17 protein-coding genes are annotated in these 16,777 nt (G+C 72.3%); 8 read left to right on the top strand and 9 right to left on the bottom strand.

Annotated elements, in window-relative coordinates:
- Positions 1-15 precede the first annotated feature (15 nt).
- The 4 genes from BLV05_RS18840 to BLV05_RS18825 all read left to right on the top strand — a co-directional run bounded on the left by BLV05_RS18840 (position 16) and on the right by BLV05_RS18825 (position 4,141).
- The gene (locus tag BLV05_RS18840; protein ID WP_046770960.1) at positions 16-249 is read left to right on the top strand and encodes an addiction module protein; all 234 of its coding nucleotides are present in this window, start codon (positions 16-18) and stop codon (positions 247-249) included.
- The gene (locus BLV05_RS18835; RefSeq protein ID WP_046770959.1) at positions 246-542 is read left to right on the top strand and encodes a type II toxin-antitoxin system RelE/ParE family toxin; all 297 of its coding nucleotides are present in this window, start codon (positions 246-248) and stop codon (positions 540-542) included. Before BLV05_RS18840 ends, BLV05_RS18835 begins: the two co-directional genes overlap by 4 nt.
- A 109-nt stretch (positions 543-651) precedes the next feature.
- Positions 652-2,310 (top strand): multicopper oxidase domain-containing protein, encoded by a 1,659-nt coding sequence (locus BLV05_RS18830; RefSeq protein ID WP_052762827.1) that lies wholly within the window; start codon positions 652-654, stop codon positions 2,308-2,310.
- 490 nt (positions 2,311-2,800) lie between these two features.
- Positions 2,801-4,141: an NAD(P)/FAD-dependent oxidoreductase gene (locus BLV05_RS18825; protein WP_046770958.1), complete on the top strand. Its 1,341-nt coding sequence runs from the start codon at positions 2,801-2,803 to the stop codon at positions 4,139-4,141.
- Here the strand turns inward: BLV05_RS18825 and BLV05_RS18820 are convergent.
- From BLV05_RS18820 to BLV05_RS18805, 4 genes are read right to left on the bottom strand one after another with little or no spacing between them, the layout of a single operon-like run.
- Positions 4,128-4,559, bottom strand: a complete 432-nt coding sequence (locus tag BLV05_RS18820; protein ID WP_052762849.1) for a DUF7144 family membrane protein — start codon at positions 4,557-4,559, stop codon at positions 4,128-4,130. The genes BLV05_RS18825 and BLV05_RS18820 overlap by 14 nt on opposite strands.
- A 54-nt stretch (positions 4,560-4,613) precedes the next feature.
- Positions 4,614-5,933 (bottom strand): right-handed parallel beta-helix repeat-containing protein, encoded by a 1,320-nt coding sequence (locus BLV05_RS18815; RefSeq protein ID WP_046770957.1) that lies wholly within the window; start codon positions 5,931-5,933, stop codon positions 4,614-4,616.
- Between the two features lie 56 nt (positions 5,934-5,989).
- Complete coding sequence (locus BLV05_RS18810) at positions 5,990-6,691, bottom strand: response regulator (protein WP_046770956.1); 702 nt, start codon at positions 6,689-6,691, stop codon at positions 5,990-5,992.
- Positions 6,688-8,274 carry an ATP-binding protein gene (locus tag BLV05_RS18805; RefSeq protein WP_197683200.1) on the bottom strand — a complete coding sequence of 529 codons (1,587 nt, stop codon included), beginning with the start codon at positions 8,272-8,274 and terminating at the stop codon, positions 6,688-6,690. Before BLV05_RS18805 ends, BLV05_RS18810 begins: the two co-directional genes overlap by 4 nt.
- Positions 8,275-8,439: 165 nt before the next feature.
- Here BLV05_RS18805 and BLV05_RS18800 point away from each other — a divergent pair, with 165 nt between their 5' ends.
- From BLV05_RS18800 to BLV05_RS18790, 3 genes are read left to right on the top strand one after another with little or no spacing between them, the layout of a single operon-like run.
- Positions 8,440-9,444, top strand: a complete 1,005-nt coding sequence (locus tag BLV05_RS18800; protein WP_046770954.1) for a Bug family tripartite tricarboxylate transporter substrate binding protein — start codon at positions 8,440-8,442, stop codon at positions 9,442-9,444.
- Positions 9,441-10,082, top strand: a complete 642-nt coding sequence (locus tag BLV05_RS18795; protein ID WP_197683199.1) for a tripartite tricarboxylate transporter TctB family protein — start codon at positions 9,441-9,443, stop codon at positions 10,080-10,082. The genes BLV05_RS18800 and BLV05_RS18795 overlap by 4 nt, the downstream gene beginning before the upstream one ends.
- The gene (locus tag BLV05_RS18790) at positions 10,075-11,601 is read left to right on the top strand and encodes a tripartite tricarboxylate transporter permease (RefSeq protein WP_046770953.1); all 1,527 of its coding nucleotides are present in this window, start codon (positions 10,075-10,077) and stop codon (positions 11,599-11,601) included. Before BLV05_RS18795 ends, BLV05_RS18790 begins: the two co-directional genes overlap by 8 nt.
- A 176-nt stretch (positions 11,602-11,777) precedes the next feature.
- Here BLV05_RS18790 and BLV05_RS18785 read toward each other — a convergent pair whose 3' ends face one another.
- Complete coding sequence (locus BLV05_RS18785; protein ID WP_046770952.1) at positions 11,778-12,581, bottom strand: alpha/beta fold hydrolase; 804 nt, start codon at positions 12,579-12,581, stop codon at positions 11,778-11,780.
- A gap of 73 nt (positions 12,582-12,654) precedes the next feature.
- Between BLV05_RS18785 and BLV05_RS18780 the strand changes: the two genes are divergently transcribed.
- Positions 12,655-13,302: a winged helix-turn-helix transcriptional regulator gene (locus BLV05_RS18780; RefSeq protein WP_052762826.1), complete on the top strand. Its 648-nt coding sequence runs from the start codon at positions 12,655-12,657 to the stop codon at positions 13,300-13,302.
- A 46-nt stretch (positions 13,303-13,348) separates the two neighbouring features.
- On the opposite strand, the gene BLV05_RS18775 is transcribed toward BLV05_RS18780, so the two are convergent.
- The 4 genes from BLV05_RS18775 to BLV05_RS18760 form a co-directional block, all read right to left on the bottom strand.
- The gene (locus BLV05_RS18775) at positions 13,349-13,564 is read right to left on the bottom strand and encodes a hypothetical protein (RefSeq protein WP_046770951.1); all 216 of its coding nucleotides are present in this window, start codon (positions 13,562-13,564) and stop codon (positions 13,349-13,351) included.
- A gap of 86 nt (positions 13,565-13,650) precedes the next feature.
- Positions 13,651-14,973, bottom strand: coding sequence for a glycoside hydrolase family 36 protein (locus BLV05_RS18770; protein ID WP_046770950.1), 1,323 nt, complete (start codon positions 14,971-14,973; stop codon positions 13,651-13,653).
- A gap of 28 nt (positions 14,974-15,001) precedes the next feature.
- Positions 15,002-15,829 (bottom strand): carbohydrate ABC transporter permease, encoded by an 828-nt coding sequence (locus BLV05_RS18765; RefSeq protein ID WP_046770949.1) that lies wholly within the window; start codon positions 15,827-15,829, stop codon positions 15,002-15,004.
- Complete coding sequence (locus tag BLV05_RS18760) at positions 15,822-16,772, bottom strand: carbohydrate ABC transporter permease (protein ID WP_046770948.1); 951 nt, start codon at positions 16,770-16,772, stop codon at positions 15,822-15,824. The genes BLV05_RS18765 and BLV05_RS18760 overlap by 8 nt, the downstream gene beginning before the upstream one ends.
- Positions 16,773-16,777: the final 5 nt, after the last annotated feature.

Here is a 16,777-nt window from a genome sequence, read left to right as displayed (position 1 = left end):
GCTTAGACTGATGCCATGACGAGCCAGGCCGAGGAACTGCTGCGCGCAGCACTGGCGCTCCCCCGCAGCGACCGTGCCGACGTCGCGGCTGAGCTGCTGGCCAGCCTGGACGATGCCGACGACGCAGATCGACAGGCTGTCGAAGCCTCCTGGGCTCGCGAGATCGAGCGGCGAGCGCGCCGCGTACTGTCGGGTGGTTCCGATGGTGAGGACTGGGGCGCCGTCCGAGCTCGCCTCACCGATCGGTGACTCGCAAGGTTCGCATCGAGCCGGAGGTCGCGGCCGAGCTCGAGGGCGCGATCCGCTGGTACGACCGGCAGAGCCACGGCCTCGGCGCTGACTTCCTCGCTGCCGTCGACGACACCATCGCTCACGTGAGCCACTGGCCCGAGGCCGCGGCGACCGTGCCAGGCATCGCCGCAGACATCCCGGCGCGGAAGGCTCCGGTGCCGCGGTTCCCGTATGCGATCGTCTACCTCCTCGTCGACGACACGATCTGCGTACTCGCCGTCGCCCACGAGAAACGCAGACCCGGCTACTAGCGTCGCGAGCCGCCCGAGCGCTGAGCGACACCGCGCGGCCGTCCCGGGATTCCGGCCAGCCGGCGGCCCGGGGCTCGACGACGGGGCCGAGGTCCGCCATCGTCGGTCCATGGACCACTCCGGCCACCACGCACACCACGCGTCCACACCGTTCCCGACCGACCCGACCGGCCTGCCCGAGGCCACCCCGCCCACCACGCTAGAGCCCGGCGACGACGGCACCGTCGAGCTCGCCGTCGCACCCGTCGCGAAGCGGCTCGGCGACGCCACCGTGCGCATGCTCGCCTACAACGGCTCCGTCCCCGGCCCCCTGCTCGTCGTCCGGCAGGGCAGCGAGCTGACCGTCGACGTCACGAACCAAGGCGACCTGGAGACGACCGTGCACTGGCACGGCCTGCGCCTGGACAACAGCAGCGACGGCGTCCCGTACGACACGCAGGCGCCGATCGCCATCGGCGGCGAGCACACCTACCGGCTGCGCTTCCCCGACCCCGGGCTGTACTGGTACCACCCGCACCTGCGCGAGGACTACACGCAGGAGCTCGGCCTCTACGGCACCATCCTCGTCCGCCCCGCCGACGACGGCTACTGGCCGCCGGCGCAGCGCGACATCGTCATGACGCTGGACGACCTGCTGCTGGAGGACGGCCGCATCGCGCCGTTCAGCCCGGCCGAGACGACGCACGCGGCGATGGGGCGGTTCGGCAACGTCTACCTGGTCAACGGCGAGCTGGCGCCGGCGGCGCTGACAGCGGACGCCGGCGAGGTGGTGCGGTTCTGGCTGGTCGACACCGCGAACACCCGGGTGTTCAACGTGCGGATCCCGGGCGCGCGGCTGAAGCTGGTCGGCGGCGACTCCGGCCGCGTCGAGCACGACGAGTTCGTCGACGAGGTGCTGATCGCGCCGTCCGAGCGGGCCGTCGTCGACGTGCTGTTCCCGGCGCCCGGCGAGTACGCGCTCGAGCACCACTCCCCCGCCGGCACGCAGCGCCTGGCGACGATGACCGTCGGCGGCGAGCCGCCCACGCCGGAGCGTACGGCGCGGTTCGAGACGCTCCGCGGCGCGGCCGACCTCGCCGCCGAACGGGCCGGGCTGGACCCCTGGCTCGCGGCCGAGCCGGACGAGGTCCTCTCGCTGGTCGCCGAGATGAACCTGCCCGCGGCCCACCACGACGGGCCGGTGACGTACACGTGCCCGATGCATCCCGAGGTCACCAGCGCCGAGCCGGGCCACTGCCCGCACTGCCGCATGAAGCTGCTGCCGGCGGCGACGGTCGCCGAGGCCCAGCACGAGCACGGCGACCACGATGAGCACAGCGAGCACGCCCACCACGACGACCACGCGCACGACCACGGCGCGCCCACGACCTCCGGCGGCATCGAGTGGGAGGACGACATGGTCGAGGTCAACCGCATGACGACGCCGGCCACGATGCGCTGGCGGTTCGTCGACCCGGCCACCGGCGGCGAGCCGGACTGGCGCTTCACGGTCGGCCAGCGGGTGAAGATCCGGCTGGTCAACGAGCTGGAGTCGGACCACCCGATGCACCACCCGTTCCATCTGCACGGCGCCGGCCGGTTCCTCGTCCTCGCCCGCGACGGAGCCACCGAGCCGAACCTCGTGTGGAAGGACACCGTGCTCATCCGCACCGGCCAGACCGTCGACATCCTGTTCGACGTCACCAACCCGGGCCGCTGGATGGCGCACTGCCACATCGCCGAGCACATGGAGAGCGGCATGATGTTCGGCTTCACCGTCGACGCCTGACGCAGGCACACGACCGATGGTTGGCAGTTTGGTGGTGTCATAGGCCCACCAAACTGCCAACCATCGCGGCGAGCGAGCGGCGAGCGGGCGGCGAGGCGGGAATGCGCCTCACCGCGCTGACCGGGTATGTCACGACCAGGTGTTGACACGGTTGCGGTTCGATTCGCCGAGGCAGCCGGGGGATGGTTGAGCGATTCAGGCTGCCATGGCGACCCGGATCCCTCAACCATCCACCTCGTCGATGGGTGAGCGCCTGCTGTGCCCAGAGCGACAGTAGGCGCTCACCCATCCCGCCAATCCGCCCAGCACAAAGTTGATCTTGGAGTTGTTCGGCCTTTGTGGTCCGATTCGCCCGATGGATACCCGAACAACTCCAAGATCAACTTCGTGTTGCGGTGAGATGCTGTTCCGCCGGTCACATCGGGGCCAGAATCTGTCACGAAACCACCCCTCTGCACCGTCGTCCGGGTGAGAGCAAGAGGAGGCAGCGATGCGCAGGATCCTGATCGTCGGCGGCGGGTACGCCGGGTTCTACACCGCGTGGAAGCTGGAGAAGAAGCTGCGCCCACACGAGGCGGACGTGACGATCGTCGACCCGCGGCCGTACATGACGTACCAGCCGTTCCTGCCGGAGGTGACGGCCGGCTCGGTCGAGGCCCGGCACGTGGCGGTGTCGCTGCGGCGGCACCTGCGCCGCACCCACATCATCGCCGGAAGCGTCGTCAAGATCGACCACGCGAACCGGACGGCGACCGTCCAGACCCCGGACGCCCCGGACCGCGAACTGGCCTACGACACCATCGTCGTGACGGCGGGCGCGGTCACCCGGACGTTCCCGATCCCGGGCGTCGCCGACGAGGCGATCGGCCTCAAGCACGTCGAGGAGGCCGTGGCCATCCGCGACCGGCTGCTGACGGCGTTCGAGCGAGCGGCCGCGCTGCCGCCCGGGCCGGAGCGGCGGCGGCTGCTGACGGTGACGGTGGTCGGCGGCGGCTTCACCGGCGTCGAGGGGTTCGGCGAGCTGTTGTCGCTGGCCACGGCGCTGCTGAAGCGGTACCCGGAGCTCAGCTTCGACGACCTCGCGTTCCACCTGGTGGAGGTGCGCGACCGCATCCTCCCCGAGGTCACCGACAAGCCCGGGCGCTGGGTGGTCGAGCACCTGGAGAAGCGCGGCGGCCACGTCCACCTCGAGACCAAGCTGGTCTCGGCCGCGGACGGCCACATCGTCCTCTCGGACGGCTCGGAGTACGACAACCACCTGCTGATCTGGACCGCCGGAAACCAGAGCAACCCGGTCATCGCGCGGCACACGGATCTGCCGGTGAACGAGCAGGGCCTGTTCCGGGTCCGCGCCGACATGCGGGTCGGGACCGACGACGCGCCGGTGCCGGACGCATGGGCGGCCGGCGACAACGCGGCCGTGCCGGACCTCGCATCGGACGTGCCCGGCGCGACCGTCGTCCCGAACGCGCAGCACGCCGTCCGGCAGGGCAAGCGGCTGGCCAAGAACCTCGTCGCCGACCTGCGCGGCCGCAAGGTGAAGCCATACGTGCACCACAGCCTCGGCACGGTCGCGACGCTCGGCCTGGGCAAGGGCATCTTCCAGTACCGCCGCATCGTCATCAAGGGGCTGCTCGGCTGGCTGATGCACCGCGGCTACCACGTGCTGGCGGTCCCGACGTGGGAGCGCAAGGTCCGCGTGTTCCTCGTCTGGGTGGCGGCGCTGTTCTACGGGCGCGACATCGTGTCGCTGCTGTCGGTGCAGCACCCGCGGGCCGCATTCGTGGCGGCGACGCTCGGCGAACGCGACCGGCAGGTCACCCGGCGGTGATGTCGCGGCCGTGGACGGTCAGCGCCCAGACGACGCTGACGGCCACCGCGATGATCACGACGGACCAGATCGGGTAGTATGGCAGCCACGCGAACGCCGCCAGCATGCTCAGCGCCGCGAGCACCACGCCCACCGCACGGGCCGCGACGGACCCGGTGAGCAGGGCGGCGCCCGCGATGACCAGCACGATGCCGAGGATCAGGTGGATCCAGCCCCACGTCGTCTGGTCGAAGTCGAAGACGTACTCCTGCACCTGGGTGAAGAAGTCGTCGTCCACCAGCGCCACCACGCCGGCGATCGCGTGGAACGTCCCGATCATCGCCATCATCACGGCGGCGAACACGGTCCACCCGACGGCCCACGCGGACGGCTCGCGGCGGTCCGGCGGTGCGTCGATCGGCGTCTCGATGTCGGTCATGGACCGACGGTCCCGCGCGACGGCGCCGCGGCACATCACCCGGGTCGGGTGAGGTCAGAGCGCTGAGCGGTCGGCGAGCAGGGCGGCGTCGGGGACGGGAAGCGAGTCCGTCGCGGGCCGCTCGGGGGTGTCGGGCAGCGGTTCGGGGACGGCGCCGAGGTCGCCCTCCAGCCCCGGTTGCGGCCCGGGCAGCGTGACGTCCAGGAACGGCACCCCCGGCGGCGCGACCGGCACGTCCGTCAGCGCGACCCCGGAGATGTCCGGCGTCCCGGCCGGGCACACCGCCGTCGCGATCGCCTCGGGCAGCACCGACGCGAACCCGTTGCCGTCCAGGCAGGTCCCGTTCGACGGCGCCCGCTCGGTCGAGACGTCGGCGATGTCGACCCGGTTGGCGCTGAACGTGTTGGCCACGAACCGGTTGCCCAGCGACGGCACGTCCTCGGCGCTGCTGATCAGCGTCCCGGCGGTGGTGTTGCCGCCGATCAGGTTGCGCTCGATCACGTTCTGCTGGCCGCCGGCGATGCCGATTCCGACGCCGAACCCGCCCTCGGCCTGCGCGGGCGAGTCGGCCTGGACGTTGTCGGTGATGACGTTGCCGACGACGAGGTTGTCGCGCTGCGGGACGAACGCCTCCTGGTAGTCCGACGTCAGGGTCAAGCCGACCCGGTTCCCGGCGAGCCGGTTGCCGGTGATCAGCACCCCGCCGGAGGCGTTGGCGTTCTCGAACCCGACGGCGTTGCGCTCGGCGACGTTGCCGGTGACGACGGCGTCGCAGTCCTCGCACTGGCCGAGGTAGAACCCCGAGTCTGCGCCGCCGGAGGCGTAGCTGTCGACGATCGCGCCGTGCTGGGCGTGGAACGCGTAGATCCCGTACAGCCCGTTGTTCGTCGCGGTGACGTTGCGCACCTCGTACCGCTGCAGCAGCTCCGCCTCGGGCGCCTCGCTCGTGTACCCGTCGCCGGGCACGTTGCCGGTCTCGTCGTGCACGCCGGAGATCAGCACGCCGGCCAGCGTGTGCCGGGTCGCGGTCAGGTTCTGCACCCGCACGCCGTCGGCGATCCCCAGGATCCCGATCGCCCGTTCACCCTCGCCGTCGACGATGACGGCATTGCGGTCGGCGCCGCGGACGGTGACGCCGGGCTTGTCGACGACCACGGCCTCCGGGTAGGTGCCGGCCTCGATCAGCACCAGGCCGCCCTCGGCCACGGCCGCGACCGCCTCGCTGATCGTCGCCGCGTCCGCCGGCACCCGCACCACCTCGGCGCCGCCGCCGGCCGGGGTTGTCTCGGACGAGGCGGGCTCGTCGTCGCCGGAGCAACCGGCCACGAAGAGGGCAACGACCAGCAGGGCCGCGAAGCGGAAACGTGGGCTCACCGCCGCACGGTAACCGGGCCGCGACTGCGCCCGCGGCCGATTTCGTCGGAATGTGATCAGTACGGCACCCAGCGGTAGCCGTGCTCCGGCCGGCCCGCCGAGCCGTACCGCGGCGCCACCGTCGCCCGGCCGGAGGCGGCCAGGTGCTCCAGGTAGCGCCGCGCGCTGATCCGCGACAGCCCCACCCGTTCGGCCAGCTCCGACGCGGACAGGTCGCCGCCGGCGCCGGCCAGCTCGGACGACACCAGCTCCAGCGTCCGCTCGGACAGCCCCTTCGGCAGCCGCACGGCGGCACCGCCGCCGGGGCTGCGCAGCAGCGCGTCGACCTGGTTCTGGTCCAGCCGCCCGCCGTCGGCCCGGGCCGCGGTGCGGCGCAGCTGCTCGCGTCGGGCCAGGTAGGCGTTCATCCGGTCGGCGAACACGTCCAGCGTGAACGGCTTGACCAGGTAGTCGACGACGCCGCCGGCCATCGCCGCACGGACGGTGGCCAGCTCGCGCGCCGCGGTGATCGCGATGACGTCGACCTCGGGCGCGGACCGGGCCCGCAGCCGGTTGAGGAACTCGATGCCGGAGATGTCCGGCAGGTAGATGTCGAGCAGGATCAGCTCCGGCGCCAGCTCCTCCACGGCGCGCAGCGCGTCGGCGCCCAGGTGCACCTCGCCGACGACGCTGAACCCCGGCACCGCCTCGACGAACCCGCGGTGGATCGCGGCCACGGCGAAGTCGTCGTCGACGACCAGCGTGCGCACGTCGCTCAAGGGCCCACCACCATCGGCGCCGGCACCCGCGCGGGCAGCACGACCTCGAACTCCGCTCCCCCGGCGGCCGCGTCGCGCACCGTCACGCTGCCGCCGCGGCGCCGCACGATGCGGTGTACCAGCGCCAGCCCGATGCCGCGCCCGCCGCCGCCGGGCGACGCGGCCTTCGACGTGAATCCGGCAGCGAAGATCAGCGTCCGCCGCTCCACCGGCACGCCCGGTCCGTCGTCGGCGACGACGATGCGCACGCCGCCGTCGGCGGACTGGTCGATGCGGACGTCGACGGTGCCGCCGTGGCCGGTCGCGTCGGCGGCGTTGTCGACCAGGTTGCCGAGGATCGTCACCAGCTCGTCGCCGTCGTCGTCCAGCCGCGACTCCGGGTCGACCCGCAGCGTGAGGCCGCGCTCGCGGCAGGTCGCGGCCTTCGCCAGCAGCAGCGCCGACACCGCGGGCGCCGTCACCCCGGCGGCGACGGTGCGCGTGACCGTCCCGCCCCGCCCGACCCGGTCGATGAACGACACCGCGTCGTCGGTGCGGCCCAGCTCCAGCAGCCCGGACACCACATGCAGGTGGTTGGAGAACTCGTGCGCCTGCGCCCGCAGCGCCTCGGTCAGCGACCGCGCGCCCTCCAGCTCGCGCAGCGCGTCGTGCAGCTCGGTGCGGTCGCGCAGCGTCAGCACGACGCCCACCGGCCGGCCGTCGGACGTCGCGGAGCGCCGGTTGACGACCAGGATCCGCACGCCGGCCAGCACCAGCCGGTCGGTGACGTCGGCGTCGTCGGTCGCCACCGCGGCCAGCGTCGGCTCCAGCACGTCGGCGGCGGGCCGGCCGGTGACGTCGCCGCCGAGGTCGAGCAGCCGCCGCGCCTCGTCGTTGACCAGCGCGATCCGCCCCGCGTCGTCCAGCGCGACCACCCCCTCGCGGATGCCGTGCAGCATGGCGTCGCGGGTCTCCAGCAGCGTCGCGATCTCGTCCGGCTCCAGCTTGAAGATGCGCCGCCTGACGACGTGCGTCACCCACGTGGCGCCGAGCGTCCCCAGCACGGCGGCGCCGGCCAGCCAGGCCAGCAGCGCCGGGATGTCCTCGAGCAGGTCGTCCTGCAGCTCCGACTCCAGCGTGCCCACCGACACCGTGCCGATGACCGTCCCGCCGGCGTCGAACACCGGCACCTTCACCCGCCACGACCGGCCCAGCGTCCCCGTCTGCGTCCCGACGTAGACCTCGCCGGACAGCGGGACGCTCGGGTCGGTCGAGACCGGCTCGCCGATGCGCTCCGGATCCGGATGCGAGTAGCGGATGCCGGCCTCGTCGGTGACTACGACGTACGTGACGTTCGAGGCCTCGCGGATCAGCTCGGCCAGCGGCTGGATGGTGGCCGACGGGTCGGGGTCGTCGAACGCGTCGAGCACCGACGGCAGCCCGGCGACGCTGTCGGCGACCGCGATCATGCGGTCCTGGTAGCTGTCGCGGATCTGCTCGGACTGCAGCCACGCGGCCAGCCCGCCCGCGGAGACGACCGTGACGAGCACGATCGCCAGCTGCAGCGCGAGCAGCTGCACCCGCAGCGAGACCGACCGGAGCATGGGCATCAGTGTGCACCGAGCCGCCACCGGACCGAAACACGACCGAAATGATCAATACGACCAGTACGACCGGAGGGTTCCGGCCGCCCGGGGCGCGCTCCTAGCCTCCAACGTCACCACGCCGGTGTGGCGTGCACCACAGACACCGCATCACCAGGAGGAGACATGCGAGGTCCCATGCGGATCGCGATCGGCGCGCTGGCGCTGGCGACGGTGCTGGCCGCGTGCGGCGGCAGCGACGACGGCGGTTCGTCGTCCGACTCCGGTTCCGGCGTCGACGACCTGTCCATCATGGTCCCGGCCGACCCCGGCGGCGGCTGGGACCAGACCGGCCGCGCGTTCCAGAAGGCGCTCGACGAGAGCGGCCTGGCCGGCGGCGTCGAGGTGACGAACGTCGGCGGCGCCGGCGGCACCGTCGGGCTGGCGCAGCTGGCCAACCAGCGCGGCGGCGGCACGACGCTGATGGTGACCGGCCTGGTCATGGTCGGCGCCGTCGAGACGAACCAGTCGCAGGCCCGGCTCGAGGACACCACGCCGGTGGCCCGGCTGACGTCGGAGGACCTCATCGTGGTCGTCCCGGCCGACTCGCCGTACGAGACCGTCACCGACCTCGTCGACGACATCGTCGCCACCGGCAAGGACGTCGCCGTCACCGGCGGGTCGGCCGGCGGCGCCGACCACATCCTGGCCGGGCTGCTGCTCAAGGACGCCGGCGTGGCGGCCGACGAGCTGATCGACACGCTCAACTACATCGCCTACTCCGGCGGCGGCGAGTCGCTGGCGGCGCTGCTCGGCGGGCAGGTCGACGCCGGCATCTCCGGCATCGGCGAGTACGCGGAGCAGGTCGAGGCCGGCGAGCTGCGGGCGCTCGCTGTGTCCGGGCCGGCGCGCGTCGAGGGGATCGACGCGCCGACGCTGACCGAGGCCGGCTACGACGTCGAGCTGACGAACTGGCGCGGGCTGGTCGCGGCCGGGGACATCTCCGACGAGGACCGCGCGGCGCTGGTCGACCTCGTCACCCAGGTGAGCGAGTCCGACGAGTGGCAGGCGGAGCTGGACCGCGCCGGCTGGGGCGACACCTTCCTCCCCGGCGAGGAGTTCGACGCGTTCCTCGGCGAGGAGATCACGTCCGTGCAGAACGTGCTCCGCGACATCGGGCTGGTGCAGTGAGCACGTCCGCCACGGGCGGGCCGGTGCCGTCCGCGAGCGGCACCGGCGAGACCGGCCGGCCGGCCCCTGACGACCAAGGGGCCGGCCGGTTGAACTCCGACGGGCCGGACTCCGCTGGTTCCGCCCTCGGGGCCGGCCGGTCACTGCTCTCGCGGGCCGAGGAGTACGTCATCGGCGCGCTGGTCGCCGGGCTGGGTGTCTTCGTCCTCGTCGACACGGCGACGATCGCGGTGCCCGGGTCGGCGAACGCGATGGGGCCGCGGACGTTCCCGTACGTCGTCGGCGCGCTGCTGGTCGGCGCCGGGGTCGCGGTGCTGGTGGCGACGGCGCGGGGGCGGGTGGGGGCGGCGGAGGACGGCGAGGACGTCGACCCGAACGCCGGCACCGACTGGCGCACCGTCGTCCTGCTGGTCGCGGTGTTCCTCGCGCACGCCTGGCTGATCGAGCGGGCCGGCTGGCCGCTCGCCGTCGCCGTCCTGTTCGCCGGGGCGGCGTGGACGCTCGGCGCGCGGCCGTGGTGGCGGCCCGTCGTCGTCGGTGTGCTGCTCGGGCTGCTGCTGCAGGTGGTGTTCGGGACCGGTCTCGGGCTGTCGCTGCCGGCCGGCTGGCTGGAGGGGGTTCCGGTCATCGATGGCTGACGCGACCGCCGTGCTGGACGGCTTCTCCAACGCCCTCCAGCCCATGTACCTCCTGTATGCGCTGCTCGGCGTGTTCGTCGGGACGGCCGTCGGCGTACTGCCCGGCATCGGCCCGGCGATGGCCGTCGCGCTGCTGCTGCCGCTGACCTACGAGCTGGACGTCACCGCCGCGATGATCGTGTTCGCCGGCATCTACTACGGCGGCATGTACGGCGGCTCGACGACGTCGATCCTGCTCAACACGCCCGGCGAGTCCGCGTCGATCGTCACCGCCGTCGAGGGCAACAAGATGGCCCGCGCCGGGCGCGGGGCCGCCGCGCTGGCGACGGCCGCGCTGGGCTCGTTCGTCGCCGGGACGATCGGGACGCTCGCGTTGACGCTGCTGGCGCCGGTGATCGCCGACTGGGCCGTGCAGCTGGGCCCGGCCGACTACGTCGCGCTGATGGTCGTCGCGTTCGTGACGGTGGGCGCGCTGCTCGGGTCGTCGGTCGCGCGCGGGCTGGCGTCGCTGTCGCTCGGCCTGTTCGTCGGGCTGATCGGCACCGACACGCTCACCGGCCAGCAACGCTTCACCTTCGGCGTCCCGCTGCTCGCCGACGGCGTCGACGTCGTGGTCGTCGCGGTGGGCGTGTTCGCGGTCGGCGAGGCGCTGTACGTCGCGTCGCGGCTGCGGCACGGGCCGGTCGAGGTGATCCCGGTGCCACGCGGCTGGCGGACGTGGATGTCGCGGTCGGACTGGTCGCGGTCGTGGCGGCCGTGGCTGCGCGGGACCGCGATCGGCTTCCCCGTCGGCACCATCCCGGCCGGCGGCGCCGACGTCTCCACCTTCCTGTCCTACGCGACGGAGAAGAAGCTGGCCAAGGGCCGCCACCGCGACGAGTTCGGCCACGGCGCCATCGAGGGCGTCGCCGGGCCGGAGGCGGCCAACAACGCCGCGGCCGCCGGCGTGCTGGTGCCGCTGCTGACCCTCGGCCTGCCGACGACCGCGACCGCCGCGGTGATGATCGCGGCGTTCCAGACGTACGGCATCCAGCCCGGCCCGCTGCTGTTCGAGAACCAGTCCGCGCTGGTGTGGACGCTGGTCGCGAGCCTGTACATCGGCAACCTCATGCTGCTGGTGTTCAACCTGCCGCTGGTCGGGCTGTGGGTGAAGGTGCTGCAGATCCCCCGTCACTACCTCTATGCGGGCATCCTCACCTTCGCCGCGCTGGGCAGCTACGCCCTCAACTTCTCCCCCGTGGACCTGCTGTTGCTGCTGGGCATCGGCGTCGCCGGCTTCTTCATGCGCCGGCACGGCTACCCCGCCGCCCCGCTCGTCGTCGGCATGATCCTCGGCCCGATGGCGGAGGAGCAGGTCCGCCGGACGCTGGCGATCAGCCAAGGCGACCTCTCCGCCCTGGTCACCAGCCCGTTCGCGGCGGCGGCGTACGCGCTGCTGCTGGTGCTGCTCGGGCTGGCGCTGTGGGCCAAGCAGCGCGAGCGGCGGCTGAACGAGAAGGAACCCGCCGCGCTGTCGTGACGGCTCCGCCGACGCTCCTCCCCCTTGTCCAGCTCACTGCCCAGCCGCCCCTCGGACCGAGTTGATCATGGAGAAAGGGGGCTTCCGGCCCGCAAATTGCCCGACCTTCTCCATGATCAACTTTGCCGGAAGGGGAGGACAGGATGCGCGGCGTGGGGCGGAGTGGCGGCGTGCGCTCAGGCGTAGAAGTCCGCCAGCCGGGGCGCGAGCAGCGCCGGGTCGGCGACGTGGCCGGCGATCTCGACGGTCAGCCGCTGGGCGTCGGGCAGGAGGGCCGCGGCAACATCGGCGGCGGCGCCGAAGAAGTCGACCGGCAGCCCGGCGGAGTGCGGATCGACCATCGCGCCGGTCGAGAGCAGGACCGGTTGCGTGACCTTCGCCAGTAGTTCCGCCGGCGGAGCACCGTCGCCGAGGCAGGCGGCGTCGTAGCGCAGCGTCGGCGCCAGCTCGAGCAGCGCCGGCCAGACCGGCGCCGCCTCCGCCCCGGCGATCGCCTCGTCCGGAGACCCGGCCAGTCGCATGAACAGCCGCAGCGCCTCGGCCCGATCGCCGGCGTCCAGGGCCGCCCCGAGGTCGGTGACGTACTGACGCCAGGCCGCGACCATCGGCTCGCCGACCAGGTACGGGACCTCGTGTACGGCGATCCGGTCCACCGGCAGCCCGGCGGCCGCCGCCTCGAGCGCCAGCGCCCCACCCGACGACGCGCCGAACAGGTGCGCCTGCCCGCCGGCCGCCTCGATGACCGCGGCGAGGTCCTCGACCTCGCGCTCCACGGCGTACGGCTCGGTGTCGCCGCTGTCGCCCCGGCCGCGGCGGCGATAGTTGACGACGGCGAACCCGGCGGCAGCCAGGTGCTCGCCGAGCGGCACGTTCTCACTGCCGTCGTCGAGCCCGCCGCCGACGAGCACCAGCGCCGGCCCGTCATCGCCGAGGCGGTCGTAGCCGATGGCGGTACCGTCGGCCGAGTTCACGTGCGGCATCTTCGTCTCCCTGCGTCGGTGATACTCCTAATCTAGGAGTAAATACTCCTGGAAGGGAAGTAGAATCTCATCCATGCGGAGCTATCAGGACATGTGTGGCATCGCCCGCGCGCTCGACGTCGTGGGTGAGCGGTGGTCGCTGCTGGTGGTGCGCGAGCTGCTGTACGGGCCGAAGCGCTTCGCCGACCTGCACCGCGGCCTGCCGGGCCTGAGCCAGAACGTGCTGACCCAGCGGCTGCGCGACCTCGAGGAGTCCGGCGTGCTGGCGCACCGAAGCGCGCTGCCGCCGATCGCCGGCCAGGTCTACGAGCTGACCGAACGGGGCCGCGCGCTCGAATCCGTCCTGCTCGCACTGGGCCAGTGGGGCAGCCCCCTGCCGCCGAAACCCGGGTCGGCGACCGAGCTCAGCGCCGACGCGCTGGTGGTCGCGTTGCGCACGACGTTCCTGCCCGAGGCGATGGAGGGCGTCCGCGCCAGCGTCCAGCTGCGGCTGCCCGGCGACGCGTTCCACCTGACCATCGGCAGCGAGGGCCTCGTCGCCGCGCGCGGCGACATGCCCGCCGACGCCGTCCTGACCTGCGCCGTCCGCATCGTCCAGGATCTGGTCTTCGCCGGGCGGCCGCTCGACGCCGTGGTCGAGGCCGGACTCGCGACGGCCGACGGCGACACCGTCCTGCTCCGCCGCCTCCTCACCGCGTTCGACGACGGACGGACCGGCTAGCCGGCCTCCTCGGCCCGGCGCCGGCGGTCGTCCTGCCACTCGACCATCAGCTGCGGCAGCCGCGTCCGAGGTAGTCGAAGAAGTCGATCATCTCGTCGACGCGGTCGCGGGCCGGCCCGGCCGGCAGGGTCGCCGCGGCCGCCGTGATGGAGGCGGCGTACTGGTGGAACTGCCCGGGCCGGCTGAGCGTGGCGGTGTACCAGGGCCGCTCGGGCAACACGTAGACGTGCTTGCGGGTGCCGGGGACGGTGGCGGTGCGCACGTAGCCGTGAAAGACGTAGACACCATGATCATGTTCCCTGGCGGCGTCTCAGCGACCGCCAGGGGACATGATCATGGTGACGTCGGTCAGCGGGTGAGCAGCCGCCGGGTGGTCTCGAGGCCCCACTCGTCCAGCCCGACGAGACGGTCGCTGCTGACCACCGCTCCCCCGACCTTCTCGACGTGCGCGGCCCACGACTCGCGGTTCTCGATCTTGGGGCCGACGATGAGGCAGTCCGGGTCGTTGGCGAAGAACACGCCGTTCATGAACTGGCGGCCGTCGGCACTCAGGATCGCCGCCTCCTGGCTGGGCGAGCACATGTCGCCGTCCTCGGGGGCGAACGTGTGGCCGGTGTCGGCGCTGACGCGGATCGAGTCGACCAGGCCGACGGACGGGAGCACCGGCGCGCCGCAGCCGAGGATGTGCGCCGACGGCCCCACGGAGTCACGGATCAGAGCGAGACCCTCGCGATACGCCGTCACCGGGTCGGCGCCCGAGTGCCGCAAGCCCGGTATCGCCCCCGCCGCGATGAAGTCGATCTTGAAGTAGTCGATCCCCCACCCCGCCAGCGTCGAGAACACGGTCCGGATCCACTCCGCCGCGCCGGGGTGCGACATGTCGACGGAGTAGAGGTCCTGGTTCCAGTTGTGCCCGGCGTGCAGCGGGCCACCGTGCGGGTGCCGCAGCAGCCAGTCGGGGTGCTCGGCGGCCAGCCGCGACCGCGCGCCGGCGAAGAACGGCGCCAGCCAGACCCCGGCCCGGCGGCCCTCGCTGCGGATCGTCTCGACCAGGCCGCGCAGGTCGGAGAAGTGGTCCGACGGGGTCAGCCAGTCGCCGATCTCGGCAGAGTAGCCGTCGTCGATCTGGACGACGTCGACCGGCAGGTCCAGCGTCCGCATCGCCTCGAGGTTCTCCACGACGTCCTCGCGGCGCACGTCGCCCCAGTACTCGTACCAGGAACACCAGGCGGTCGGTGCCGGCCGAGCCGCCGGCAGCCCGGCCGCCGCGGCGGCGTCAGAAGCCCACCCAGGCAGCGCCGACTGCACGGACGACCCCTCGACGACCGACACCCGCACGGGCCCGTCCGCGCCGACCACCACGGACGACCCGGACACCGACGCCTGCAGCCGCACCCCCGTCGTGAACGGGTCGGCCGCCGCCACCACGTGCACCGAGCCCGACCCGTCAGCGACCGCGAGCACGCCCTCGCTGAAGTAGCCGTCCGCGCCAGGGTGCGAGGACTGCCGGTAGTTGAGCATCCGGTTCCGCTCCGACCTAGGCCGGTGCGGACGGGCGCCCAGCGCGTAGGCGGTGGTCGGGCTGAAGGACTGCCAGCCGTGCTCGAAGACCTCGGCCCCGGCGGAGGCGGTCAGCTCGTGCACGACGTCGAAACCTGGCGAAAGAGGCATGAGGAAGGAGCTTTCGTGTAGGGGGCCGTCAGGCCTTGATTCCGGACATCGCGATGCCGCGGATGAACTGTTTCTGCAGCAGGACGAAGACCAGCACCATCGGCAGAATCGTCAGCAGCGAACCCGCCATCAGGACGGGGTAGTCGGTGCCCTGGGCGCCCTGCAGCGTGGCGAGGCCGACCGGCAGCGTCATCCGGTCCGGGACCGTGTTGACGATCAGCGGCCACAGCAGGTCGTTCCAGGAGAACAGGGACGTGAGGATGGTCAGCGCGGCCAGCGCCGGCCGGCACAGCGGCAGGATGATCCGCAGGTAGATCTGGAACGGGTTGGCGCCGTCCATCCGGGCCGCCTCGTCCAGCTCCTGCGGCAGCGTCCGCATGAACTGGTAGAGGACGAAGACGCCGAACGCGCTGAACATGCCGGGCAGCGCCAGCGCCTGGACGGAGTTCAGCCAGCCCATCGTGCGGATCACCTCGTACTGCGGGATCACGAACAGCTGCGGCGGCACCATCAGCACGACGAGGAAACCGGCCAGCAGCGGCCCGCGGAACCGGAACCGCAGCCGGGCGAACACGTACGCCGCCAGCGACGCGACCAGCAGCTGCCCGACGACGCGCAGCACCAGCGCCAGGACGCTGTTCACCGCCATCGACCAGACCGGGACGACGTCGAAGAAGGCCGAGTAGTTGGCCCACTCCGGCGACGCCGGCAGGAAGGTCAGCGGGATCCGGGTGGACTCCGCCAGCGTCTTCAGCGACGTGAGGAACTGCCAGAGGAACGGCGACACCATGAGCAGCGCGCCGGCCATGAGGACGACGTGCGTCACGACGTGACGGGAGCGCAGGCGGTCACGCATAGGTCACCCACCGTCGCTGCAGGCGGAACTGCACGGCCGTCACCGCGAGCGTCACCACCAGGGTGACCAGCGCGATCACCGCGCCCAGCGGGCGGTCGTTGCGCACGAACGCCTCCTCGTAGAACAGGTAGACGATCGTCTTGGAGTCGGCCAGCGCCGGGTTGGTCCGGCCGAGCATGATGAACAGCAGGTCGAACATCTGCAGCGACCCGATCACCGACAGCACCGACACCAGGAAGATCGACGGGGTCAGCAGCGGCACCGTGACAGAGAAGAACCGCCGGATCGGCCCGGCGCCGTCGAGCATCGCCGCCTCCTCCAGCGTCTGCGGCACCGCCTCCAGCCCGGCCGCCAGGATGATGAGGTTGGTGCCCAGCGCCATCCAGATCCCGACGACGGCGACGGCGTACAGCGCGGTGTCGGGGTCGGCCACCCACGCGCGGGTCGGCCCGCCGACGGCGTCGAGCACCTCGTTGAGCAGCCCGAAGTCGCCGTTGTAGATGTAGCGCCAGACCATCGCGACGGCCACCGGCATGGTCACGACGGGGATGAAGTACAGCGTGCGGTAGAACGACCGGCCGCGTAGCCCGCGCTGGTGCAGCAGCGCCGCGACGACCATCGCGATCGGCACGCCGAGCAGCACGATCGCCGCGTACACCAGCGTGTTGAGCAGCGCCCGCCACACCTCGTCGCCGTTCTCGAACAGCTGCTGCCAGTTCTCGAGCCCGGTGATCGTGTAGCCGGTGAACGCGGTGCCCTCGGAGAAGCTCAGCAGGACGGTCCGCAGCAGCGGCCACAGGTAGAAGATCACCAGTCCCGCGAACGGCACCGCGAGCAGGATCGCCGCCCACGCGTTGTCCGGGTGCCGGTTCGGCCGGCGGCGCGGGGCCGGCGGCGCCGGAGCCGCCGCCGAGCCCGTCGTCCGCGTGCTGGTCGTGGACATACCGA

This window comes from Jiangella alkaliphila (assembly GCF_900105925.1).
Classification (GTDB): domain Bacteria; phylum Actinomycetota; class Actinomycetes; order Jiangellales; family Jiangellaceae; genus Jiangella; species Jiangella alkaliphila.
Note: the sequence above shows the minus strand (reverse complement) of the source record. Positions and strands in the feature narration are given on the sequence as shown.